General features: G+C 54.7%; 19 protein-coding genes. 3 read left to right on the forward strand and 16 right to left on the reverse strand.

All coding sequences use genetic code 11. The annotated features are described in order from the left end of the window. The 3 genes from rpsB to OGM59_04745 all read right to left on the reverse strand — a co-directional run bounded on the left by rpsB (nucleotide 1) and on the right by OGM59_04745 (nucleotide 3,055). Nucleotides 1-783 (reverse strand): 30S ribosomal protein S2, encoded by a 783-nt coding sequence (rpsB, locus tag OGM59_04735; GenBank protein ID UYI90017.1) that lies wholly within the window; start codon nucleotides 781-783, stop codon nucleotides 1-3. 257 nt (nucleotides 784-1,040) lie between these two features. Then, nucleotides 1,041-1,781: a glutamine amidotransferase gene (locus OGM59_04740; GenBank protein UYI91757.1), complete on the reverse strand. Its 741-nt coding sequence runs from the start codon at nucleotides 1,779-1,781 to the stop codon at nucleotides 1,041-1,043. Beyond that, entirely contained in the window at nucleotides 1,778-3,055 is a 1,278-nt protein-coding gene (locus OGM59_04745; protein ID UYI90018.1) for a MurT ligase domain-containing protein, read from the reverse strand. Before OGM59_04745 ends, OGM59_04740 begins: the two co-directional genes overlap by 4 nt. Before the next feature lie 96 nt (nucleotides 3,056-3,151). Here OGM59_04745 and OGM59_04750 point away from each other — a divergent pair, with 96 nt between their 5' ends. Continuing rightward, nucleotides 3,152-3,928, forward strand: coding sequence for an inositol monophosphatase (locus tag OGM59_04750; protein ID UYI90019.1), 777 nt, complete (start codon nucleotides 3,152-3,154; stop codon nucleotides 3,926-3,928). Then, the gene (locus OGM59_04755; protein ID UYI90020.1) at nucleotides 3,925-4,866 is read left to right on the forward strand and encodes a TIGR01212 family radical SAM protein; all 942 of its coding nucleotides are present in this window, start codon (nucleotides 3,925-3,927) and stop codon (nucleotides 4,864-4,866) included. The genes OGM59_04750 and OGM59_04755 overlap by 4 nt, the downstream gene beginning before the upstream one ends. A gap of 61 nt (nucleotides 4,867-4,927) precedes the next feature. Here OGM59_04755 and OGM59_04760 read toward each other — a convergent pair whose 3' ends face one another. The 5 genes from OGM59_04760 to OGM59_04780 all read right to left on the reverse strand — a co-directional run bounded on the left by OGM59_04760 (nucleotide 4,928) and on the right by OGM59_04780 (nucleotide 11,555). Further along, a complete protein-coding gene (locus OGM59_04760; GenBank protein UYI90021.1) occupies nucleotides 4,928-5,422 on the reverse strand; it encodes a hypothetical protein in 495 nt (164 codons plus the stop codon). 14 nt (nucleotides 5,423-5,436) lie between these two features. After that, the gene (locus OGM59_04765; protein UYI90022.1) at nucleotides 5,437-6,942 is read right to left on the reverse strand and encodes an NAD(P)H-hydrate dehydratase; all 1,506 of its coding nucleotides are present in this window, start codon (nucleotides 6,940-6,942) and stop codon (nucleotides 5,437-5,439) included. Between the two features lie 4 nt (nucleotides 6,943-6,946). Then, the gene (locus OGM59_04770; GenBank protein UYI90023.1) at nucleotides 6,947-7,261 is read right to left on the reverse strand and encodes a holo-ACP synthase; all 315 of its coding nucleotides are present in this window, start codon (nucleotides 7,259-7,261) and stop codon (nucleotides 6,947-6,949) included. Further along, nucleotides 7,254-10,271, reverse strand: coding sequence for a hypothetical protein (locus OGM59_04775; GenBank protein ID UYI90024.1), 3,018 nt, complete (start codon nucleotides 10,269-10,271; stop codon nucleotides 7,254-7,256). The genes OGM59_04770 and OGM59_04775 overlap by 8 nt, the downstream gene beginning before the upstream one ends. Before the next feature lie 72 nt (nucleotides 10,272-10,343). Continuing rightward, nucleotides 10,344-11,555 (reverse strand): iron-containing alcohol dehydrogenase, encoded by a 1,212-nt coding sequence (locus OGM59_04780; protein UYI90025.1) that lies wholly within the window; start codon nucleotides 11,553-11,555, stop codon nucleotides 10,344-10,346. 149 nt (nucleotides 11,556-11,704) lie between these two features. Here OGM59_04780 and OGM59_04785 point away from each other — a divergent pair, with 149 nt between their 5' ends. Further along, nucleotides 11,705-13,048 (forward strand): glycoside hydrolase, encoded by a 1,344-nt coding sequence (locus OGM59_04785; GenBank protein ID UYI90026.1) that lies wholly within the window; start codon nucleotides 11,705-11,707, stop codon nucleotides 13,046-13,048. Nucleotides 13,049-13,146: 98 nt separating this feature from the next. Here the strand turns inward: OGM59_04785 and spo0A are convergent, their stop codons facing one another. The 8 genes from spo0A to OGM59_04825 all read right to left on the reverse strand — a co-directional run bounded on the left by spo0A (nucleotide 13,147) and on the right by OGM59_04825 (nucleotide 23,566). Continuing rightward, the gene (gene spo0A / locus OGM59_04790) at nucleotides 13,147-13,911 is read right to left on the reverse strand and encodes a sporulation transcription factor Spo0A (GenBank protein ID UYI90027.1); all 765 of its coding nucleotides are present in this window, start codon (nucleotides 13,909-13,911) and stop codon (nucleotides 13,147-13,149) included. Nucleotides 13,912-13,998: 87 nt separating this feature from the next. Then, a complete protein-coding gene (gene spoIVB / locus OGM59_04795) occupies nucleotides 13,999-15,213 on the reverse strand; it encodes a SpoIVB peptidase (GenBank protein UYI90028.1) in 1,215 nt (404 codons plus the stop codon). A gap of 126 nt (nucleotides 15,214-15,339) precedes the next feature. Further along, the gene (pfkA, locus tag OGM59_04800) at nucleotides 15,340-16,308 is read right to left on the reverse strand and encodes a 6-phosphofructokinase (GenBank protein UYI90029.1); all 969 of its coding nucleotides are present in this window, start codon (nucleotides 16,306-16,308) and stop codon (nucleotides 15,340-15,342) included. A gap of 133 nt (nucleotides 16,309-16,441) precedes the next feature. Next, nucleotides 16,442-19,888: a DNA polymerase III subunit alpha gene (locus OGM59_04805; GenBank protein UYI90030.1), complete on the reverse strand. Its 3,447-nt coding sequence runs from the start codon at nucleotides 19,886-19,888 to the stop codon at nucleotides 16,442-16,444. Nucleotides 19,889-19,916: 28 nt separating this feature from the next. Further along, complete coding sequence (whiA, locus tag OGM59_04810) at nucleotides 19,917-20,813, reverse strand: DNA-binding protein WhiA (protein UYI90031.1); 897 nt, start codon at nucleotides 20,811-20,813, stop codon at nucleotides 19,917-19,919. Between the two features lie 5 nt (nucleotides 20,814-20,818). Further along, a complete protein-coding gene (gene rapZ / locus OGM59_04815) occupies nucleotides 20,819-21,694 on the reverse strand; it encodes an RNase adapter RapZ (protein UYI90032.1) in 876 nt (291 codons plus the stop codon). A 10-nt stretch (nucleotides 21,695-21,704) separates the two neighbouring features. Then, the gene (murB, locus tag OGM59_04820; protein ID UYI90033.1) at nucleotides 21,705-22,616 is read right to left on the reverse strand and encodes a UDP-N-acetylmuramate dehydrogenase; all 912 of its coding nucleotides are present in this window, start codon (nucleotides 22,614-22,616) and stop codon (nucleotides 21,705-21,707) included. Beyond that, nucleotides 22,616-23,566: an ROK family protein gene (locus OGM59_04825; GenBank protein ID UYI90034.1), complete on the reverse strand. Its 951-nt coding sequence runs from the start codon at nucleotides 23,564-23,566 to the stop codon at nucleotides 22,616-22,618. Before OGM59_04825 ends, murB begins: the two co-directional genes overlap by 1 nt. Nucleotides 23,567-23,573 lie beyond the last annotated feature (7 nt).

Here is a 23,573-nt window from a genome sequence, read left to right on the forward strand (position 1 = left end):
TTACTCTGCTTTGTCAGCCTTGTCTGCTTTCTTTGCGGGCTTCTTAGCCGGTTTCTTCTCCGCAGCGGGAGCCTCGGCAGCCTCGTCGGCAGTGTCCTTACCGTCACGGCCCTCGATCACAGCGTTAGCCATTGCACCGGCGATCAGCTTAACCGCACGGATAGCGTCGTCGTTGCCGGGGATCACATAGTCGATCTCGTCCGGATCGCAGTTGGTATCTACGATAGCCACGATGGGCAGACCCAGCTTGATGGCCTCAGATACAGCGATGCGCTCCTTGCGGGGGTCAACGATGAACATAGCCTGCGGAATCTTCTTCATCTCGGTGATACCGCCCAGGTACTTCTCCAGCTTCTCAATTTCCAGCTCCAGGCCGGCCACTTCCTTCTTGGGCAGCATATCAAAGGTGCCGTCCTCAGCCATAGCCTTCAGCTGAGCCAGACGAGCCACACGGCCGCGAATGGTCTTAAAGTTGGTGAGCATACCGCCCAGCCAGCGTGCGTTAACATAAGGCATACCGCAGCGCTCAGCCTCTTCCTTAATGGACTCCTGGGCCTGCTTTTTGGTGCCTACGAAGATGATCTCGCCGCCATCGGCAGCCACATCGTGAACGAACTTGTAAGCCTCGTCCAGCTTCTTCACGGTCTTCTGCAAGTCGATAATGTAGATACCGTTACGCTCGGTGAAGATATACTCCGCCATTTTGGGGTTCCATCTTCTGGTCTGGTGACCGAAGTGCACGCCTGCTTCCAGCAGCTGCTTCATAGAAACTACATTTGCCATAATTTAAGTTCCTCCTTTAGGTTGATCCTCCACCGTGCGGCATGGCAACGCCCCGTACATAGCACCAGGGGCAGACCGCAGCGGTGTGCGTATTCCGTGCATTGCATATATTTATAAATTTATATATACCACACGAATGCCGTAATATAATAGCACGCCCGGTGCAAAAAAGCAAGAAAAATTTTCAAATTTCCTGCCATTTGCCGGACAAAATCAAAAATGCCGCACCTGCCCCGGGGCAAATGCGGTATTTCTGTTTATTTTTTATGCTTTTTGCCACTTTGCTGGTGGATATACAGCCGCTCCACCTGGTCGCGGGCAAAGTCCTCTGCGCTGTCGTCCAAAGGAGTCAGGGCAAAGCTCGGATCCCGACGGCGCATGGCCGTCTCAATGAGCTTGTCTGCCAAAGCCGGATTTTTGGGCAGCACCGGGCCGTGAGAATAGGTGCAAAATGTGTTTTTATAGTGCACGCCCTCAGTGCCGTCCCGGCCGTTGTTGCCGTAGCCAGACACCATCTTGCCCAGGGGCGCCACGCCCTTGCCCAAATAGGTGCGCCCGGAGTGGTTCTCAAACCCGATCACTCGACCGAATTCCGTATCAAAGGCGTAATTGCCGATGAGCCGCTCTTTTTCGCCAACGGTGTAGAAATCCACCGCGCCGATATAATCCAGCCGCTCGCCGGTATACGTCTGGTAATACTTGCCCAGCATTTGGTAGCCGCCGCAGATGGCCAGCACCACGGTGCCGTCTGCCACTGCACGGCGGATCTCCTCGTCCTTACCCCGGTGCAGGTCCTCCAGCAGTACCTCCTGCTCAAAGTCCTGGCCACCGCCGATAAACAACAGGTCGTACTTAGTATGGTCAAAGGGGTCGCCTACGGAGATCTCGTCTACCGTCACCTGGATTCCCCGCTGCCGACAGCGATATTGCAGGCACATAATATTGCCTCGATCGCCGTACAGATTCAGCAGATCCGGGTACAAATGCGCAATTCTCATTTCCAAAACGCCTCCTTGCCGAAATGCTCCGCAAACTTAGGCCGCATAGCCATCATTGCCGTATAAGTAGGCACCACAAACACATCGCCCTTGCACCGGAGCACCGTTTGCAGCACATCGTCTGTAATTTCCGCATCCATTCCGCTGTATTTCAGCCGCAGGGCCATATCGCCGCTGCGCTTGCCGGCAGCATAGATCTTGCCGTCCGCCTGAATATCCGCGTCCCAGATCCAGCTGATGTCCCGGCCGTCCGCTGCATTGTCGTTCAGGCAAAAGATCACCGTCTTGTCACCCTTAAACTGGCTGATATAGTTGCAGGTTTGGGTCAGCCCCGCCGGGTTCTTCACCAGGATCATCCGCACATTGCCAAACTTCTCCATCCGGCCAAAGGCACCGCTAAAGCGTTCCAGCGCGTGGAGCGCCGTCTCCCGGTCAATACCCAAACTCACCAATGCGGCCAAGGCGCCGATGCCATTATAGATATTGTACACACCGCCCAAGTTGATCTTCACCGGCGTGGTGCCGTTTAACATAACGGTGCTGCTGTCCGGCGTGGTCTCTACAATATCCGTCACATTATAATCCGGGGTCTCCCGACAATAGCCGCAGCCGGGACAGCGGTATTTGCCCAGGTGTGCATAGGTGAAATAGTCATATTCCAGTTGGTGCTTACAGTGGATACAACGGGTGCCGTCCCGCACAGCGGAGGTTTGGTCCAGGGGCACACTGACCCCGTAGGTCACCGTGTTCTCCCGCTTCAAGGTATTGGTCAGGGAGCAATCGCCGTTGATCACCAAAGTGGCCTCCGGCAAATTGTTCACCGATTCCTGAATGGCGGACAGCGTGTGAGACACCTCGCCGTACCGATCCAGCTGATCGCGGAACACATTGGTCACCAGCACCACCTTGGCTTTCAGGTACTTACTGACGGTACGAAAGGCGTTTTCGTCGCACTCAATGACCGCATACTCCTTGGTGCACTTGCCGCTATTGGTAGAATTCAGAATAAAAGAAGTGGTGATACCGGTAATCAGATTGGCGCCGGAGCGGTTGATAAAGTAGGACTTGCCTGCTTCTTTCAGTCCCTCCTCCACAATACGGGCAGAGGTGGTCTTGCCGTTGGTGCCGGTAATCACGATCACCTTAACCCCCTGAGAGAGCTTGGCCAAAATATCCCGCTTAAAGAACAGCGCAATGCGCCCGGGTAGGGTGGTAGCCCCATAACCCAGCAGGTTCATCACCTTGGTAATCAACTTGGTAAGAAAAATAATCATAGCAAAAAGGAATTGCACTTCTGCAAAAATGTGTTACAATAAGCCTGTAACCGGGCGGCTGACCCACCGCCCACAGAGAATGCGAGGTAATAAAATATGGATTATTTAGAGCCGATGACAGCGGCTGTACGTGCCGCCGCCAACATCTATCGCAGTGCAAAAAACGATCTGCACATTGAAGTGAAGGGCGAGGACAAAAACAACCTGGTCACCGCCTATGATAAACAAATTCAAGGTTTTCTGTACAAAGAGCTGTCTGCCGCGTTCCCCGGCTGCGCTTTTCTCGGCGAAGAGGGCGGCGGTAAGATAGAAGTACCCATGGGCCTTTGCTTTATCATCGACCCTATCGACGGCACCACCAATTTTATCCGGAATTTTGAGCACAGCGCCATCAGCGTCGGTTTGTCAGTAGACAGAAAGATGGTGGCCGGCGTGGTCTACGATGTAGACAAAGACAACCTGTACGCCGCGCAGCGAGGCTGCGGCGCTACTTTAAACGGCCGTGCCATTCATGCGAACCGCAGTGACCTGGACCACTCCCTGCTGCTCTTCGGCAGTTGCCCCTATGAACGGGAACTGGCGCACCGCACCTTCCAAATGGTAGAGAAAGCCTACACCCGAGTGCTGGAAATCCGGCGTACCGGCTCTGCCGCACTGGATATTTGCTATGTGGCGTCCGGCAAGGCCGATCTGTATTTTGAATTGATCCTGCGGCCCTGGGACTACGCGGCCGCCGTCGTTATTGTAGAAGAGGCCGGCGGCGTGATCCGCACCACAGAGAACCAACCCATGCCCATTGACCAGATCGTCGGCGTGCGCTGCGGCAACGGCGAGAACCTGGCGGAATTTGATGCCTTGGTGCAGAACCTGTGAGGTACTACACCTCCGTCAATCGTTACTTGCAGCAGCGCTTCGGCTGCAAGGTGTATAAAGTAGCGCTGTCCGGCGGCTTTACCTGTCCCAATCGGGACGGCACACTGGACAGCCGAGGCTGCATTTTCTGTTCCCGAGGGGGCAGCGGTGACTTTGCCGGTGATCCTGCACAGTCGATAACCGAGCAGCTTTGCCGCGGCAAAGCTGCCTTGGCAGGAAAAATCAAGAACGGCAAGTATATCGCCTACTTTCAGTCCTATACCGGCACCTATGCGCCGGTAGAACGGCTGCGCGCACTCTACACGGAGGCGCTGGCCGACCCGCAGGTGGTAGCGCTATCGGTGGCCACACGGCCGGACTGTCTGCCACCTCAGGTGCTGGATCTGTTGGCAGAACTGAACCGGCAAAAGCCGGTGTTCGTAGAACTGGGATTGCAAACCATCCACCGGAACAGCGCCGCCTACATACGCCGTGGCTATCCCCTGTTGGTCTTTGATCAAGCGATGGCAAATCTAACAGCCATCGGGGTCAACAAAGTGGTACATATTATTTTAGGTCTGCCCGGAGAAAGCCGGGACCAAATGGCAGAAAGCGTGCGCTACGCCGTGGACCATGGAGCCGACGGGTTGAAGCTGCAGCTGCTCCATGTACTCCGGGGCACAGATCTGGCAGCGGACTATGCCGCAGGAAAATGCCCGGTGCTCACTCTGCCGGAATACTTAGACACGCTGGACGCCTGCTTACAGCAGGTACCAAAGGAAGTCGTCATTCACCGGCTCACCGGCGACGGTCCCAAACGAGACCTGATCGCGCCCCTGTGGTCGGCAGACAAAAAGGCGGTGCTAAACGCCATCCATGCCCGCTTTGCACCCTATCCTTTGCAGGACGGAACATCGTCTATTATCATACACGATTCCGCCGCTGAAATAAAGGGGTAAACCCAACTTTTTTCAAATTTACGGAAGAAACCAAACGCCTGTCTGTTGACAGGCGTTTGGTTTATTTTGTGGGCGGGTCAAATTCAATGAGTATGTTGCTGCTGGGAAAATGCAGAGAGGCATAAGAACCGTCCTCATTCTGGTAGAGCACAAATTTGCCTGCCGGTACGGTTCCCTGATATTTGTAGCCGTCCTGCGTTTTTTGGGCCTGCAATTCGCCGTTTTGCCGGAGTACGGAGAACACGTCATAAAGGGCAATCGCCGGGTTGGTGTTCTCCAAATCCTGTGCCCTGGCTTCGTACTCCATACCGTCAAATCGGTAGCGTACCATAGTGCCTGCACAGGTCATCACCATGCCCCTGGCTGCCGTGTCGCCCACGGTGACGGTAACCGTTCCATCGGTTCGACAAATTTTGCAGTGATAAGAAAAATCCCCCGCTGTGACCACTGCCGACTGTTCAAAGTCCGCCGTCACATCGGGGGTATATTGTTTGGTTGCGCAGCCGCCCAGGGCCAGCAAAAGAAGCGCGCTAAAAAGCGAGAGCCACCGTTTCAAAAAGCATCCGTCCGTTATTCAAATTCAGACATCAGCGCACCCAGCAGTTCCGTCATATCCGCCACGGTCATACCCCGGGCAGACAGTTCTCTGGCGGTAATATCACCGCACAGCCCGTGGATATACACACCGGCCTTGGCTGCTGCCAGCGGCTCTAGTCCCTGTGCTAAGAACGAGCCGATCATGCCGGACAGTAGATCGCCGCAACCGGCCATGGCCATGCCCGGATTACCGGTACGGTTTATGCACACCTGCTCCCCGTCCGTGATCACCGTGTCTGCGCCCTTGAGCACCAGAATCACGCCGTAGCGGCGGGCAAAGTCCACAGCCGTACCTACCCGGTCTGCCTGCACGCGCTCTACGGTCTTGCCGCACAGGCGCGCCATTTCGCCCGGATGCGGAGTCAAAACCACCGGGGTGTGGATGTCCTGTAATATAGTTATGCTTTCGCTCAGGCAATTTATACCATCTGCATCTAACAAAACCGGCTTTTTACATTCTTTCAGTACCTGGCTCACCAAGACGGAAGTATCGTCATTGACCCCCAGGCCGCAGCCCATCACCACTGCGTCCGCCCAGGGCAGGTCCTCTAAGATCCCGGTAAGTGCGCCCATAGAAATGGTCTTTTGCTCATTCTCCGTTACCGGCTCAAAAATCGGCTGGGTCAGGTGGGCAGCCAACAACGGATACGCCGACTTGGGACAAACACACTTTAGCAGTCCCACGCCGGTGCGCAGCGCACCACCGGCACAAATCACCGCTGCACCGGGCATACGGTAGGAGCCGCAAATTTGCAGCAAATGGCCGTGGCTGCCCTTGTTGGCGTTTTTATCCAATTTGGGCAGTGCCGCCTGCACTTCTTTTTTAGTAACGGTATGGGCATAAGGCTCCCGATAACAACTCTCCGGAATGCCGATATTCACCACCACCGTCTTGCCGCACAGGCCGTTGGACGGCGGCAGCACATGGGCGTATTTCAGTGTAGAAATGGCAATGGTCAGATCAGCCCGCACCGCCTGCTCTGCCGCACCGGTAGTGGCGTCCGTACCGCTGGGGGTATCCACAGCGATCACTGTAGCTCCACTGTCGTTGATGGCAGCGAACACCGTATCAAAGGGCGCTCGCGGTGCACCGTGAAATCCAATGCCAAACACGCAATCCACAACAAAGGGGGCATGCACCGCTTCATCGGAAAAAGAGCGCACCTCCACGCCGTCCTCCACCGCTGCGTTATAGTATGCCAGCGGTTCCGGCAAAGTAGGCGTTTGATCGGCCAGCACAATATAGGCGGGCACATGGGCAGCACGCAGCCGCCGGGCAATCACAAAGCCGTCCCCGGCATTTTTACCGTTGCCGCAAACCACCGCCACCGGCTGCCCTTTCATTTGGTCGCCGTACAAAGCCAACATTTTATCGGCACACGCCAGGCCTGCCCGTTCCATCAGCTGCGCCTCGGTAAACAGGCCGTCAAAAGCCCGATTTTCCACCGCGCGGATCTCATCTCGTGTTAAAATGCGCATACCATCACTCCAATAACAAAACCGTGGCTACTGCATAGTCCCCATCGTGGCTGATGCTCAATTTTGCTTCTGGCTTGCCGTCAAAATACGGCTTGCCCCGATCATCGTGCAACACGGTAAGGGCATTTAGCGGCAACTGCAAGCCGGTGCCCAACGCCTTGTAGTAGGCCTCCTTGGCGGCAAAAATACCGGCAAAGCTCTCGGTCGTTTTACAGTATACCCGCTCCGGCTGGGAAAACACCTTCTCCGCAAAGCCGGGTATTTGCAGGCTCTTTTCCATTCTGGACACCAGCACCAGATCCGTACCAATCTCAATCATGGCGCTCCCCCGTTGGTTCAAAGCTAAAACTGAACACCCGGTTGCCCGGCGTGTTGCGGGTATGGCCATGGCGCGGCACAGGCCCGCAAGCATTGGAACCGGCACCCAGTTGATATTGATCCAAGTGTATACAGGTGGTGCCCCCTGCTGTCAATTCCTCCCGGTGCCGCGCCTTGGCACACCGCTGGGAAGTATACGGATCCGCTGCAAAGGTCATAGGCGCGTCAATAGCATCAAATCGCAGTCCAAAGCCCTGCCGATCTGTCACCTGCGCCCAGCGGGTATCCGTTCTGGCGCTGCTCTCCTGGGGTTTGATATAGTCCTCATGCATCGTTGCCACCGCTGTCTCAAAAATACCGGTGTGGCAATGCAAATTATAATCCGACAAATTGGGGTACGGTCCCATGCCGTAATATCGCACCTGATCAAAGGCAGACGGCATTTCCAGCACCACACCGTAGCGAGGCAGGTGCCGCAGCCGCCGATTGGGCCGCAGACACAACACATCCACGCGCACCTTGCCGGTGCGGTACACGGTATAAGTAAGCCGAAAACTGCCCAACCAGGGCACACGCGGTCCGGCCAGCACATAGTCTGCCGTGATCTCCACCCCATTGTCCGTGACCATATACATTTTGGCAATGGTGCCGGGCTTCTTGATGTAAAAGCAGGCACGGTCCAGACCCAGCCGCTCCCAGTTGCGGCGCAGATTCATATCATTATCCAGCGGCGCCCGATACAAAGTCACTGCCGGTCCGATCTCGCCCTCCGGATCCGGGTGGAGCAGCGGCACGCCGTCCACCACATAATTCTCGATTTGGCCGGTGGTGCCGTTAAAGACCAGGTGTCCCCGGTCAAAGTACACCCACAGCTTGTTTTCGCTGACCTGCGCCCTAGGCGCAGGCACGCCGGGTACAGTGAAAAGGGGTGTAGGGGCGGTCAAAGTAAACTGTTCAAAGCCCAGTTCCTCCTCACCGCGCAAATAGCGCACCAACAGCACATTGTGACAACTGCTGCGCTGCGTCAGCTCAAAATCGAAAGTCAGCTCTCGCATTTCCAGCGGGTTCAAGGTCAGATCTGCCTGTCCGCTGACCACCGAGATACCGTCACTGAGCAGTTCCCACCGAACTTGGATTTGCAGCGTGGCAAAACGCAGCATGCTCTGGAACAAATAGCGGTTTTCGTCCACCGCCGTTGCCCGCACCGGGCGGTATGCATTTTTCATTTGATAAGCCCCGGCATGGGGGGTTCGATCCGGGAAGAACAAACCGTCGGTGCAAAAATTACTGTCGTGTTTGTTTTCACCGTGATCGCCGCCGTAGGTGTAATGCACCGGGCCGTCCGCATGGTAAGCCGCATGGTCGCAGAACTCCCAAATACAGCCGCCCAGCATATTGTCGCCTCGGTAAAAGTCCTGCACATAGGGTTCCAGATCCCCGGCGCCCATACCCATGGCATGGGCGTACTCGCACAGGAAGTACGGCGCTTTATAATACTTTGGCAGCGCCCCCTTGCCATCAGCAACCATATGCACCCGATTATGCCAGGGGTACATCTCGCTGATTACATCATAGCACCAGCGGCGGGTGCGCACCACAGCTTCATAATGCACAGGAACAGTTGTGCGCTTTTTTAATTCTTGATAGCAATAATCCTGGTTTTTATATCCATGAGATTCGTTGCCTAACGACCACATCGTAATACAGGGATGATTCCGATCCCGGCAGAACATGCGCTCCACCCGATCCCAAAAATGCCCCTGCCACTTGGGATTATGGCTCAGCGCGCCGGGACGACGCATCTCCACTTGACAACCGTGGGTCTCAATATCCGCCTCGTCTACCACATACAAGCCATAGCGATCACACAGATCTAAGAAGGCAGGATCCGGCGGGTAGTGCGAAGTGCGCACGCAGTTCACATTAAACTGCTTCATCAACTGCACATCCCGCTCCATATCCGAAAGGGTCATTGCGTAGCCCCGCACCGGGTGGGAGTCATGGTGATTGACCCCCAGCAGCTTAATGGGCTGATCGTTGAGATAAAACACATTTCCCCGAATCTCAATATGCCGAAAACCCACCGGGCGGCACACAGCCTCCCTGGTGCCTTCCGTACCGGTCAGCTCCAGCAAAAGATCATAGAGCACCGGCGTCTCTGCGCTCCAGGACTCCACTTCCAGCGCACCAAAGTCCAAATGCGCCGTACCGGCAGCATTCTCCACCCGTTGGGCAGCCACTTCCCTGCCCTCTTGCAGTAAAGTGGCCTTTACCTGACCGCTGCCGCTGCCCAGGGACAAATCCAGAGACAGGGTGTATTTGCCGTCGGCATAATTGGTATGTACCACATAATCTTCCAAACAGAACGCCCCATGGCTGCGCAACAGCACATCCCGGAAGATACCGTTCTCCCGGAACATATCCTGGCATTCCATATAGGTGCCGTTGCACCATTTATGATTAACCACCGCCACCCGGTTCACCCCGGCGTGCAGGTAAGGAGTCAGGTCAAAAGCCGCCGTGTTGTGACTGCCTTCGCTGTACCCTACATACCGATCGTTACAAAACAGATCCAAAGACCCGGCAACGCCCAAAAAGGTGATGGTATGGTGCAGTGCGGTATTTTCAATTTCAAAGTCCTTTACATACACGCCCACCGGACAATCAGCCGGAATTTGGGGCGGTTTGGGTGCAAAGGGATAGCGCGCGTTTACATAGTACGGCTCCTCATAGCCGGTGTGCTGCCAAGTGGAGGGCACAGACATGGTGTCCATCTCCGCCACTATTGCGTCCAAATCTGCCGGCAGATCGCTTTCTTTCGCATAGTAGCGAAAGCGCCAGTCCCCGGACAGACAGGTCACCCGGTCCGAAGAATAGCGCGCAGTCACCGGGTCGCTCTCCAGCGCATCCTGTGCCGTAGAAAAGGGCACGAAGTACGCCGCCGGAGGCAGCAAATTGTCTTTGTAAACCGAAAAGTCATTGTAGTTTGGGGTGCGTAGAGAATCGCTCATAAGTTCACCTGAAAAAAGGGCGAACAAACATAAGAATGATTGCTCGCCCGAATTGTTATGTTTGTGCGCCCTTTACGCCATAAAGGAGCGGATCACCGCTTCGCAATCCTTAGCGTCCATAATCTTGGGCACGGGATACAGCGGGTTACCTTCCTTCAGCGCACGCTGAACCAGAAGCGGAATATCCTCCTCTTTGATCATATCAAAGGTACTGGGAATATTCATATTCTCGTTCATCTGGCGAATGGCAGCGATAAAGGCCTTGCCCTTATCCGCCGTAGACATACCGGGTGCAGACACACCGGCAATATCCGCCAACTTGGCCAGTTGGGGATAAATGCAGTCACCATAGTAATCCAGCACATAAGGCAGGATCACTGCGTTGGCCAAGCCATGGGGTGTACCATACAGGCCGCCCAGGTTATGGGCAATGGCATGCACATAGCCCACATAAGCGTGGGTAAAGGCACGACCGGCCAAATAGGAGCCCTTAAGCATATTGCCCCTGGCTTCCAAATCCTTTCCGTCTGTGTAAGCCTTCTCCAAATTGGCGAAGATCAGCTTCACAGCCTCCTCAGCTTCTGCAATGGTCTCCTTGGTGTTGCTCTTGCCGATGTAAGCCTCAACTGCATGGGTGAGTGCGTCCATACCGGTGGTCGAAGTGATGTGCGGCGGCAAACCTACGGTCAATTCCGGGTCAAGCACCGCATACTTGGGACGAAGACAGGTATCGTTGACGGCATTCTTCTCATGGGTTTCAGGATCCGTGACAACAGCAGCAACCGTGGTCTCAGAACCGGTACCGGCAGTGGTAGGTACGGCAAACAACGGCGGTAATTTCTTGTGCACTTTCAGCTGGCCGCGCATAGCGCGCACAGACTGATTGGGCTTTACCACACGAGCAGCGGCAACCTTAGCGCAGTCCATCGCAGAACCGCCGCCAAAAGCAATGACGCCCTCGCAGCCGTTTTTGACATACATGTCCTTACACTCCTCAATGCAGGGGATCGTAGGATTCGGGCGCACGCCGTCAAATACCACATAGGCAATGCCGACCTCGTCCAATTTCGCAAACAGCGGATCCAACAGATGCAGTGCGATCAAACCCTTGTCGGTTACCACCAGCACCTTTTTTACGCCCTTGCTCTTAATCAGCTCAGGCAGGCGCAGTACGGAACCGGCACCCTCCAACAGCTGGGGTGCGGACCAGTCCATAAAACACATGGCTACCTTAAAAACGCGCTGATAAATTCTGTACCAGCACTTTTTAAGTGTCCAAAGCATAAACTTTACCTCCTTTACAAAAAATTTCAATTCCATTGTACCGAATTCGCCGCCGTATTGCAAGCCATTTTGCAAAAATTCCCTTTCATTTTCAATTTTAATATGCTAAGATATGCATAATGAAGCACACGGAAAGGGGCAACACCCACATGGCAAAGAAACAACTTATCTTCTGCGGCAGCAGCGAGACCTTTCTCGACAAAGCGCTCACCGCAGACAGCAATGCGGACAACGGCGGCAACGCCTTTCGTATTCCCAGTTTAGTTAACGCCGACGGCACCCTGATCGCCGCTATCGACCGCGCCTCCTGCGGGGCGGACTGGGGTTATATTGAGCTGGCTGTACGCCGCAGTGAAGACGGCGGCAAAACCTGGTCGCCCATTGAAACCATTGCCGCTCCCCCGGCAAGGGAGACCAAGATCAGCGCCGACTGCTATGCCTCCGCTTTTTACATTGATCCCTGTATGGCGGTGGCACCAAACGGCGATGTGATCCTGCTGGCGGATTTTTGGCCGGAGTGCAAGGGACTGCACAATCAGCATCTGCTGGATAAGCACAAGGTGCCCTACGCCCAACTCAACGGTAGAATGCGGCCGCTGATCTATGACCGGGACGGCAATTTTTACTACATAGAAGAAAGCGGCGCGGTGCTGGACAGTCAAAAGCAGCCCACCCCCTATCGCCTGGGCAGCGGCTTTGGCGATCTTTATAAAGGCGACGAATATGTGGGCAACATTTACTTAAACGGCGCAGTTGGCAAGAACGAAGCCGGAGCGGTCACCACCTTCGGTGCGCCGCTAAAGGCACCCAAGCGTTGCTATGTATTTATGCTGCGCAGCAATGACCGGGGCAAAACCTGGAGCGACCCGGTGGATATTACCAATATGGTACTCCATGAAACGGATGGCACCTTCCTGGGCGTAGCACCCGGTGCGGGCATTACCACCACAGACGGGCGGATCATTATGCCCTTGTATGTGGACCGCAAAAGCACCGTCTCCATTTACAGTGTTGACAACGGTGACACCTGGCACCGCATGACCTCCCAGCCCTATGCGGAGAATACGGACGAGTGGCAAATGGTGGAAGCGCCGGACGGCAGTATTGTGGGCTTCGGACGGCAAAAGCGCTTCGGAAAGACCCCTATGTCCATTTCTGCCAACAAGGGAAAAAGCTGGAGCAAATGCGGCAAAACCGGGCTGTACGCCCCCAAGTGCCAAAAAAGCGTGATCGCTGTCGGAGACACCGTCTTTTGCAGCCATCCCTCCGGGCACACCCGTGAAAACGGTATGCTCTCCGTAGGCAAACTGCGGCGCAAAAAAGGCGGCTACACCCATGTGGACTGGGTGCGCCATGTGCCTATCAACCAGGGCTTTTTTGCCTACTCCTGCCTGGCGCAAATAGACGCGCACACCCTGGGCGTACTCTACGAGGACCGACCCTCCAGCCATATTCAGTTTCAAACCTTTGAACTGGCGGAACTGACGGGTTAACTGCATAAGCATAAAACAAGCTGTACGACGCTTTGCCGTACAGCTCTATTTTTTATTCTTCAATTTTAATCACAAATTTAATCACAAAACGGTCTGTTTTACGCAGACTTAAAGGTTAGTTTCAATTTATCGGCGATCATGGCGATAAACTCGCTGTTGGTGGGCTTGCCCCGCTGGGATTGAATGGTATAGCCGAAATAAGATGACAGTACATCCACATCGCCCCGATCCCAGGCCACCTCAATGGCGTGGCGGATTGCCCGCTCCACCCGAGAGGCAGTGGTGCCGTGCATCTTGGCTACCGTAGGATACAGCAGCTTTGTCACGCTGCTCATCATCTCCGGGTCCTCCACGGACAGCTTGATGGCCGAGCGCAGGTACTGATAGCCCTTAATGTGGGCAGGTACGCCGATCTGGCGCATAATGTCCGAAATAATCAAATCCAAATCCGCACCCTGCACATCGGCGGAACGGGGGTTCTTGCTCTTCGCCTTCCACTGGGACAGTCGACTGATTCGATGCGCCACCGACTGGGGCCGTACCGGCTTGATGAGCATGTAGTCCGCACCTGCTCGAATCATCTGCTCCTCAAACTCCGGCGTGTCCATAGAGGACAACAGCAGCACCAGCGGCTTCTCTGCCATGGGCTCCATGTGTTCCAGCACTTCCATGGCGTCTGCGCCGCTCATAAACACATCCATCACCACCACATCAAAGTGCTGCGTGTCCAGCAGCGAGATCACCCGGTTGCCGTCCTTTTGGGTCAGCACGCAGTCAAACCCGCCGGCTTTCAATTCTTTTTGGCAGGCCTTGCCAAAAGCCGCCGAATCGTCTGCAATCAATACTCTTATCATTTCTTTCATAGTGAAACCTCCTTCTTGTTTCTGTCATATCTTACCATTTTCGGAGGCGTTTTGCAATACTTTTTCACTACTTTTTGTGATATTTTTTCACCTTGTGCCTTTCGCGACAGCATCCGACGCAGCTAACATACTTTCTGCAAAAATTGCATACCCACGCCGGGGGCTATCCACGATCACATGGGTCAGGGCACCTACCAGCCGCCCGTTTTGCAGAATTGGAGAACCGCTCATGCCCTGCACAATGCCGCCTGTCTTGGCCAGCAGCGCCGGGTCCGTTACCCGCACAATCATATTCTTTTCGCCGCTGCCGCCCCGGTAGCTGATATGAATGATCTTTGCCTTATACAATCGGGGTGTGTTGTCGCCGTCCACGGTGGTAAGCACCTGGCAGTCTCCGTTCTCTACCTGCTGCGCAGTCGCTACCGGATAGGTTCGCATGCCTTTCAAAGAGCAGCTGTATCGACCGAACACGCCGGCGTTGTCATTTTCTGTCAGTGCGCCCAATGGCTGCTGCAAAAAATCACAGCAAATGGAACCGGTGCTGCCCGCCTTGCTTTTATAAATTTTGGTGACTTTGGCTGCAACCGCCTCGCCCCGTAAAATAGGCATAATCTCACCGGTGTCCACATCGGTAATGGGATGACCCAGCGCCGCCATTACACCGGTCTGCGGGTCATAGTAAGTCACCGTACCGATTCCGGCAGTGGAGTCACGCACCCATACCCCTGCCTTCCAGCACCCGTCCGCTTTGGAATACACCGGAGTTAACGAAAACGTCTTATATTTTCCGTCCCGCTTCACCTGCACGGATACGGCACCGCCGGAGCGAGAAAACAGTGCAGCCACATCTTCTGAAGCGCTAACCTTTTTGCCGTCTATCGCTACAATCAAGTCACCGCTTTGTATACCGGCCTTGGCGGCAGGATTCATTGCCTTTCCGTCCACCTGCACATCCCGGGTACCCACCACCAGCACCCCGTCTGTATAGATTTTAATTCCGAAGGCACTGCCGCTGACCGCCACCTGCCGCGGCGCCGTTTTTTGCAGCGCCACAGTCTTTACCGGCACCGCGTTCAACAGGCGCACCTCTTTTTGCGTCCCGGAGACGGCCGTCTCCTGCCGGGCGTCCACCACTCCGGTACGCCCGCCGCTGACGGTAAACAAGCCGCCAAAGTAAGCTGCATCTCCGCCGCCGGTACGCACCGTGTCCGGCAAAGCCCAACAGCCAAAGCCAACCAAGCCGTAGATCACCGCAAGCACCACGGCCAATACTGCCGTAGCTGCACGCACACACTTTTTCATTTTATCACCCATTTTAGTATGCGATAAAAGTGCCAAAACTGCCGTGAAAAATAATGGCAGCAAATAAAAAAACACCGTCGGGCAAGCACGCACCGACGGTGTTTTTTACAATTTTGTAAGATAAAGTTAAATAGACACTTCCAAAGCGGTCTGATACAGCTCAGGGTCAATATGTTTTTCCATATTCAGAGCCTCAAAAATATCATAATCTACGATTTTGTCCTGATGAATGGCCACCACGCGATTGCCAATGCCCTTCATCAACAGGTTCTTTACCGCATAGTTGCCCATTTGGGTTGCCAACACACGGTCGCGAGCAGTGGGTGAACCGCCACGCTGCACATGACCCAGCACACAGGCACGAGACTCCACGCCGGTCTTAGCCTGGATCTCCTTGGCCAACTCGTTCACATTGATCCCAACACCCTCGGCCACAATGATCAAAAAGTGCTTTTTGTCCGTGCGCAGGGTGCGCTTCATCCGCTCAATTACATCCTTTTGAATATCAAATTCGATCTCCGGAATCAGAATTGCGGTAGCGCCTACGGCAATGCCGGCGTTCAGCGCCAAATAACCGGCACGACGCCCCATCACCTCAACCACCATGCAGCGGTCGTGGCTCTCGGCTGTATCGCGAATGCGATCCACCATCTCCATAATGGTGTTCATACAGGTATCATACCCAATGGTATAGTCACAGCAAGCAATATCGTTATCGATGGTGCCGGGCAGACCCACACAGGGAATACCTCTCTGGGACAGATCACGGGCCCCACGGAAAGAACCGTCGCCGCCGATGACCACTACGCCCTCAATGCCGTTCTCACGGCAAACGCGGATGGCCTTGCGCATACCCTCTTCCGTAGCGAACTCCACGCTGCGGGCAGAATAGAGCTTGGTGCCGCCCCGATGAATAATATCCGAAACAGAACGCAGATCCATCTCCACAAAATCGCCGTTGATCAAACCGTTATAGCCACGAACCACGCCTAACACGCGAATCCCGTTTTCACAAGCGGTACGCACCACAGCGCGCACAGCGGCATTCATGCCGGGAGAGTCGCCACCACTGGTCAAAACTGCTATTGTCTTCATGCCTTTCAGCCTCCACATCAAATTACATTCAAACCACATTGTACTAATTTGGCAGAAAAAAGTCAAGATGCCCTTTCCAATTCTAGGCAAAAGCGGTAAAACTTCGTCATAATAGCAAAATTTTTGTCTGCTATCACTGTGCAATATAGACAACATTATCATGCCCTAAAATGCGTTTCAATTCTGCCAGCATGGTAGGATTGACCGACACAAAGTCCTGCTGCGGGGCACGCACATAGCGTCCGGTGTCCTTATAGTAGTACCACAGCGGCTCCGGTCCGTCAAAAATGGAAGTCACCACCTGCGCTTTGTGTAGCCTGGGGTCTGTTTGGCTGTCTAACCGCAAAAACAGTCCCCGGTGCTTGTGGCGCTTCTCCTCTGCCGGGAGTACCGCCGCGTGTGCCGTCAACGGCAGTGTTTGCGCCGTAGGTGGTCCGTCAATGGTGTTCGCCAAAATCTTGGCGTCCTTTTCCTCCTCCAGAGACAGAGCGCCGGTCACGGTGATCACCTTGCCCTCGGCAATGAAACGGGCATACCGGGTGAGCACCTTGGGAAACACCAGCACCTCCATACTGCCCAGCGAGTCGCTGAGCTGTACGAAAGCCATACTCTCCCCGGCGCGGGTCTTTTTCATAGTAATACCGGTTACACTGCCGCATAAGGTCACCGTTTGGCCGTCCTTGTAGGGGCCGTCCGGTGCCAGCAGCTGTGCTGTGCGGGGATAGCCCAAATGGTCCAGAACCCGATCGTATTTATCCATGGGGTGGCCGGACAGGAACAGACCGGTCATTTCCTTTTCCATCTTCAGGCACTCATTCTTTGGGAACTCCTCCACCTGGGGCAAATCGAATTCAAAGCCAAAATCCTGCCCGCCGGACAACTCAAAGAAACCCACCTGCCCGTAACGCAAACTGTTTTTATATTCGTCCAAATTACTGACGATGGCCGGCAGCGCCTGAAGCATCTGGCGACGGTTCGCCCCCAAGTGATCCAGCGCACCGCAGCGGATCAAACTTTCTACCGCGCGGCGGTTAAAATGCTTGTCGCATAGCCTGCGGCAAAAATCAAAAATGCTCTCGAAGGCGCCGTTTTCCCGCTCGGAGATAATATCGTTGATAAACTCTTTGCCCAAATTTTTAATGCCTAAAAGGCCATAGTGAATCACTTTGCCCTCTGCGGTAAAGCCCTTCATAGAGGTGTTCACATCCGGCGGCGCCAGCTGCAAGCCCATACGCTTGCACTCGGCAATATAGGACGCCACCTTGTTGCTGCGATCCAGCACAGAGGTAAGCAGCGCTGCCATAAACTGCGCCGGGGCGTGCACCTTCAAATACGCAGTGCGATAAGCCACCAAGGCATAGCAGGCGGCATGGGATTTATTAAAGGCATAGCTGGCAAATCCCGCCATATCGTCAAAGATGGCGTTAGCTGCCGCCTCCTCCACACCGTTTGCCACAGCGCCGGTGACAAAGTGGGTGCGCTCCCGCTCCATCACATCGTGCTTTTTCTTGCTCATGGCACGGCGCACCACATCCGCCTGGCCGTAGCTATACCCTGCCAGTGCCCGAAAGATCTGCATGACTTGCTCTTGGTAGACGATAAAGCCGTAAGTATTCTCCAAGATCGGCTTTAACAGCGGGGTTTTGTACCGCACCTTGGAGGGATCGTTGGCGCAGGCCACATAGCCGTCAATCTGGTCCGCGGGACCGGGTCGGTACAGCGAAGTGGCAGCGATCAGGTGTTCCAAGCAAGTGGGGCGCAGCTTTTGCAGCATTTCTTTCATGCCGGCGGACTCAAACTGAAAAATCCCCTCCGTCTTGCCGGCGGCAAACAGCTTGTACACCGCCGGATCGTTAATATCAATCGTATTGATGTCTATATCTGCCGCCCGGGCTGCATCGTGGATCACCGTTAAGGTGCGCAGACCCAGGAAGTCCATTTTCAGCAGACCCAGTTCTTCCAGAGTGGTCATAATATACTGGGTTACCACCACATTATCATTGGTGGCCAAAGGCACATAACTGGCCACCGGGTCCCGGGTGATCACCACACCGGCGGCGTGGGTAGAGGCATTGCGGGGCATACCCTCGATTTGGCGGGCAGTATCCAACAGCTCCTGCACCTTGGGGTCCTCTGCCATCAGCTTGCGTAAAGGCGCTGATTTTTTAATAGCTTGATCCAGGCTGATATGCAGGTCCCGAGGCACCAGCTTTGCCACCGCATCCACAGCAGCATAAGGCATACCCATCACCCGACCCACATCGCGAATGGCCGCACGGGCCGCCAGGGTGCCGAAGGTGACGATCTGTGCCACATGGTCCGCGCCGTATTTGCGGGTCACATAGTCGATCACCTCTTGCCGCCGTTCATAGCAAAAGTCAATATCAAAGTCCGGCATAGACACCCGCTCCGGGTTCAAAAACCGCTCAAACAGCAGGTCGTACTTCATGGGGTCAATATCTGTAATGCCGATACAATAGGCGGCAATGGACCCGGCGCCGGAGCCACGCCCCGGTCCCACCGGTATGCCCTGATCCTTGGCGTACTGCACAAAATCCACCACGATCAGGTAATAGTCCGTGTAACCCATCTTCTGTATGGTGTTCAGCTCATACTCCAGCCGTTCTGCATAGGCCTTGGGCGGGTGTTGGCCGTAGCGGCGCACCATACCCTCCCGGCACAGCTTTTGGAAATAAGCGTAGTGATCCATACCGCCGGGGGTCTCATAATACGGCAGCTTGGTGTTACCAAATTCAAAATCAAAGTTGCAGCGCCGGGCGATCTTCTCCGTATTCTCCAGCGCCTGGGGCACGGCAGCAAAGGTCTCTGCCATCTCCTCCTCACTTTTAAGGTAGAACTGATCCGAGTGGAACTCCAGCCCGGTGTCCTCCCCCAGCACATGGTTGGTGGCAATGCAGATCAGCACCTGCTGAATTTTGGCATCCTCCCGGCGCACATAGTGCACATCGTTGGTGGCTACCAAGGGAATACCGGTTTCCCGGCTCAGGCGCAGCAGTCCGGCGTTTACCGTCTGCTGTTCCGGAATACCGTGATCTTGCAATTCCAAATAGTAATGTTCCGAACCAAACAGGTCGCTGTACCACAGGGCGGTCTCCTTCGCCTTGTCATAATCCCGCTCCAACAGTGCCTGGGGAATTTCCCCGGCCAGGCAGGCAGACAAGCAAATCAGGCCTTGATGGTGCTTTTGCAGCAGATCTCGGTCAATGCGCGGCTTAAAATAAAAGCCCTCCGTATAGCCCTTAGACACCATAGCGATCAGGTTTTTATAACCCTCTTCGTTCTCACACAGCAGAACCAGGTGATTATAAGCCTTATCCTGTACCCGCTCCCGATCGTACCGGGTGCGGGGCGCCACATACACTTCGCAGCCGATAATGGGGCGTACCCCCTGCCGCTTGCATGCCTTATAAAAATCAACAGCCCCATACATATTACCGTGATCCGTAATCGCAAGGGACTGCATTCCAAGCGCCTTTGCACGGCTCACCAAATCGTCCAGACGGCAAGCGCCGTCCAGCAGACTAAACTCCGTATGCACATGCAAATGCGTAAACATCATTCAATTTCCTTTTTCTTTGCGTAGTAAATTACACGTTCTCGTCCAAAGCCGCAGCAATATCTACAATGCGCCGCAGCCGGTGATTGACCCCGCTGCGAGACAAAGCGCTCATCTCTGCCAGTTCGCTTAAAGAGCTGTCCGGGTTTTCCTCGCGCAGGATCGCCATGGCGTGCAAATCCTCGCTGAGATACTCCAGCCCACGCAGGCGCCGAATTTTCTCAATGGCGTCCAGCTGCACCCGTACCGCTTGGACCATACGTTCAATATTGGCAGTCTCACAGTTGGCCTTACGATTGGCGGAATTGCGAATGTCTTTGACAATCTTTACATTCATCATCTCAAACATTGCGCCGGAAGCGCCCATCAGGTACAGGCAGTCCTCAATGGCCTCGCTGCCCTTAAAGTACAAGATATGGTATCCCTTACGGTTCGTTAGGCCGGGCTTTAATTCCTTTTCCTCTAACATGGTCACAAAGCTGGCAGCCAAATTCTGATACGGCACGGTAAATTCCAAATGGTAGTCACTCTTAGGACTGGACACCGTGCCACAGGATAAAAATGCCCCGGCGATAAACGCATTCTGACAATTCTCACAGTCAAAGTTGGCGTAATTCACCCGCAGGCTGCCGGCACCCTGGTGGGCAAAGGTCTTCAGTATCTTGGCACAGTCACTGCCGTCCGTTACGCTGACGGTAAAACTGCGTCGCCCGGGAGACGGCACCACCGCCGCCTCTACCCGGCAAATTTCCGCCAGCAGTACACTATATTTCTCTGCAATGCGGGGGTTCTCCGTTTGCAGCGCCACCTGGCGGGAGGAAAAACTTTTGCCGAAAAGGCACATTCCGTAAAGGAATGCTTTTCGGCAGCAGGGTTCTGTATATTGGGCGTCAATCAGTTCGCCCTTCACGGTTTGAGAAAAGGACATTTGCGTCAACCTCGGTTAATATCCCGATGATGGACGGTCACATTGTCCCACCGTGATTCAAAATGATCTTTCAGCGCCTCGGCAATCGCCACGCTGCGATGATTGCCGCCGGTGCAGCCAATGGCAAAGACGATCTGGCTCTTGCCCTCTCGGATATACAGCGGGTTCAGGAAATCCAAAAGGCCGATGAGCTTTTGCAACAGCTCCTCCGACTCTTTAAAGGAGAACACATAGTCCTTCACTTCCTTATCGAGACCGGTTTTGCTGCGCAGCGCCTCTACCCAGTAGGGGTTTGGCAGGCAGCGCACATCAATGACAAAATCCGCTTCACTGGGAATACCGTGCTTAAATCCAAAGGACATCACATGAATGTTCATCATATCCTTATCGCTGCCCAGAAGGATCTGGGCCAAGCGCGTACGCAGCTGATTGGGCGCTGCGTCCGATGTGTCAATCACATGATCCGCCCGCAGCCGCAGGGGCGCCAAAATCTCTTTTTCATAAGCCAGTGCAGCGGCAATATCCCCGTTAAAGCGATCTGCATAGGGGTGCTTGCGGCGGGTAAGCTTGTAACGCTTCAAAGCCACCGGGGTCTTAATATCCAAATAAACAATCTTCACATCATAGCCGTAATTGGACTTGGCGTCGTTCACGCTCTTAATGAAGTCCTCAAACACTTCACTGGAGCGCACATCCACCACAATGGCTACTTTACGATACTCCTCCCGATTGGCAATCAAGCCGATAAAGGTGGGTAGCAGCACCGGAGGCATATTATCAATGCAGTAGTAGCCCACATCTTCCAAAAAGCCCATTGCGCTGGATTTACCGGCACCACTGACGCCGGTTATAATGATCAGTTCCTTGTTTGCAAATTCCATTAACTTTTACTTACTCCGTTACTCGTATTTCCATTTCCAGCTCTACACCGGTCTCCGCCAGCACCTTTTCTCTGCACTGCCGGCAAAGGGCCAGCACATCGGCACAGGTGGCACCGCCTGTATTAATCACAAAGCCGGCGTGCTTCTCGCTGACCCGGGCACCACCCACACTTGTACCTCGCAGACCGCATTGGTCAATGAGCGCACCGGCAAAGTGGCCGGGCGGGCGTTTAAAAGTAGAGCCTGCACTGGGGTATTCGATAGGCTGCTTTTCCCTTCTGCGGCCGATCAGATCGTCCATCTTGGCTTTGATCTCCGCCGGATCGCCAGGCTGCAAGCGCAGCTCCAACCCGGTAATAATGCAGCCGTTGCCATAATACGCGCTGTGGCGATAGGACAGGTGCAGGTCCTCCCCTGCCAGCTGACCCGATTTGCCGTCTTGATCAATATGGGTGCAGCGCACCAGCACATCCTTCATCTCACCACCGTAGGCACCGGCGTTCATAAAGGCCGCGCCTCCGCAGGAGCCGGGAATGCCGTAGGCAAATTCCAGCCCCGTCAGGCTGTGCTCCAGCGCTGTGCGACACACCTTCATCAGCGACGCACCGGCCTGGGCAAAAATGGTATTGCCCTTTACCGTTACGGCAGAAAAGTGCTTATCCATCACCAGCACCGCCGCGTCAATGCCCTTGTCTGCCACCAGCAAATTAGAGCCGTTGCCAATGGTCAAGAGTCGCACGCCGTTTGCCCGGGCACACTGCACCAGCGCCGTGATCTGTTCTTCCGTCTCCGGGAACAGCAGCACCCGCGCCGGGCCGCCGATCTTAAAGGTGGTGTGCAGGCGCATAGGTTCGTTTTCCAAATAATCACAGCCCATTTCTCGGGCTGCCGCAAGGAGTTCTCTCACGCCATCACCCTGCATTATTTCACCTGGTACAGCAGCGCCGCGCCGATGATACCGGCGTTATTGCCCAGCTGTGCCTTTACAATCTGGGTTTGAATTTTGCTGTGAATGCTGTAACGCTCTGCCTGCACATAGCGGCGCAGGGGCTCCATTAAAGTATCGCCCTCGTTGCAGATACCGCCGCCGATGCAGATGATCTCAGGCTGCAAGGCGTTGACCAAATTGATCAGCCCGCAAGACACATACTTGATATAGTTATTCACCACTTCAATACCGGCAATATCGCCAAGGCGCATGGCGTCAAACGCAGTCTTGCCATTGACACCGCCCTCTTCCTCAGCCAGGCGGTGCATAATGGAGTCCGGGTAATCGTCCATAGCACGCTTGGTCTGGCGGATCAGCGCCGTGGCGGAAGCATAAGCCTCCCAGCAGCCCTTACGACCGCAGGAGCACTGCTCGCCGTCTACCATAATCACCATGTGGCCGCACTCGCCACCGGCGCAGTTGACACCGTTGACGATCTTGCCGTCCAAAATGATGCCGCTGCCTACGCCGGTGCCCAGGGTCACAGCCACAAAATTCTTAGACCCGTTGCCGCAACCGGCAAACGCCTCACCCAGTGCGGCGCAGTTGGCGTCATTCTCTACAAATACATTGTCGACCCCCAGGCGCTCCCGAAGCATTTCCCGGGCAGGCACATTGTTAAAGGCCAGGTTGTTGGCAAACTCAATCACGCCGTCTGCATTGCAGGTACCGGGAGAGCCCATACCTACGGCCACCAGGTCACTCATGGTGAGCTTGGCCTCCCGCACGGCCTCGCGGCACACCTTCTCCACATCGTCAAAAATGGCGTTGGCAGGGCGCGGCGCATTCGTCTTGGTTTTTGCAGTAGAGATAATATTATATTGATCGTCCACCACGGAGGCAACAATATTCGTGCCCCCCAAGTCAATTCCTAAGCTGTACATATCTTTT

The organism is Oscillospiraceae bacterium, assembly GCA_025757685.1.
Lineage (GTDB): Bacteria > Bacillota > Clostridia > Oscillospirales > Acutalibacteraceae > CAG-217.

What these genes read in the sequence shown, in the direction of transcription:
- rpsB (UYI90017.1), bottom strand. Translation starts at nt 783, where the DNA reads ATGGCAAATGTAGTTTCTATGAAGCAGCTGCTGGAAGCAGGCGTGCAC.
- OGM59_04740 (UYI91757.1), bottom strand. Translation starts at nt 1,781, where the DNA reads ATGAGAATTGCGCATTTGTACCCGGATCTGCTGAATCTGTACGGCGAT.
- OGM59_04745 (UYI90018.1), bottom strand. Translation starts at nt 3,055, where the DNA reads ATGATTATTTTTCTTACCAAGTTGATTACCAAGGTGATGAACCTGCTG.
- OGM59_04750 (UYI90019.1), top strand. Translation starts at nt 3,152, where the DNA reads ATGGATTATTTAGAGCCGATGACAGCGGCTGTACGTGCCGCCGCCAAC.
- OGM59_04765 (UYI90022.1), bottom strand. Translation starts at nt 6,942, where the DNA reads ATGCGCATTTTAACACGAGATGAGATCCGCGCGGTGGAAAATCGGGCT.
- OGM59_04770 (UYI90023.1), bottom strand. Translation starts at nt 7,261, where the DNA reads ATGATTGAGATTGGTACGGATCTGGTGCTGGTGTCCAGAATGGAAAAG.
- OGM59_04775 (UYI90024.1), bottom strand. Translation starts at nt 10,271, where the DNA reads ATGAGCGATTCTCTACGCACCCCAAACTACAATGACTTTTCGGTTTAC.
- OGM59_04780 (UYI90025.1), bottom strand. Translation starts at nt 11,555, where the DNA reads ATGCTTTGGACACTTAAAAAGTGCTGGTACAGAATTTATCAGCGCGTT.
- OGM59_04785 (UYI90026.1), top strand. Translation starts at nt 11,705, where the DNA reads ATGGCAAAGAAACAACTTATCTTCTGCGGCAGCAGCGAGACCTTTCTC.
- spo0A (UYI90027.1), bottom strand. Translation starts at nt 13,911, where the DNA reads ATGAAAGAAATGATAAGAGTATTGATTGCAGACGATTCGGCGGCTTTT.
- spoIVB (UYI90028.1), bottom strand. Translation starts at nt 15,213, where the DNA reads ATGAAAAAGTGTGTGCGTGCAGCTACGGCAGTATTGGCCGTGGTGCTT.
- pfkA (UYI90029.1), bottom strand. Translation starts at nt 16,308, where the DNA reads ATGAAGACAATAGCAGTTTTGACCAGTGGTGGCGACTCTCCCGGCATG.
- OGM59_04805 (UYI90030.1), bottom strand. Translation starts at nt 19,888, where the DNA reads ATGATGTTTACGCATTTGCATGTGCATACGGAGTTTAGTCTGCTGGAC.
- whiA (UYI90031.1), bottom strand. Translation starts at nt 20,813, where the DNA reads ATGTCCTTTTCTCAAACCGTGAAGGGCGAACTGATTGACGCCCAATAT.
- rapZ (UYI90032.1), bottom strand. Translation starts at nt 21,694, where the DNA reads ATGGAATTTGCAAACAAGGAACTGATCATTATAACCGGCGTCAGTGGT.
- murB (UYI90033.1), bottom strand. Translation starts at nt 22,616, where the DNA reads ATGCAGGGTGATGGCGTGAGAGAACTCCTTGCGGCAGCCCGAGAAATG.
- OGM59_04825 (UYI90034.1), bottom strand. Translation starts at nt 23,566, where the DNA reads ATGTACAGCTTAGGAATTGACTTGGGGGGCACGAATATTGTTGCCTCC.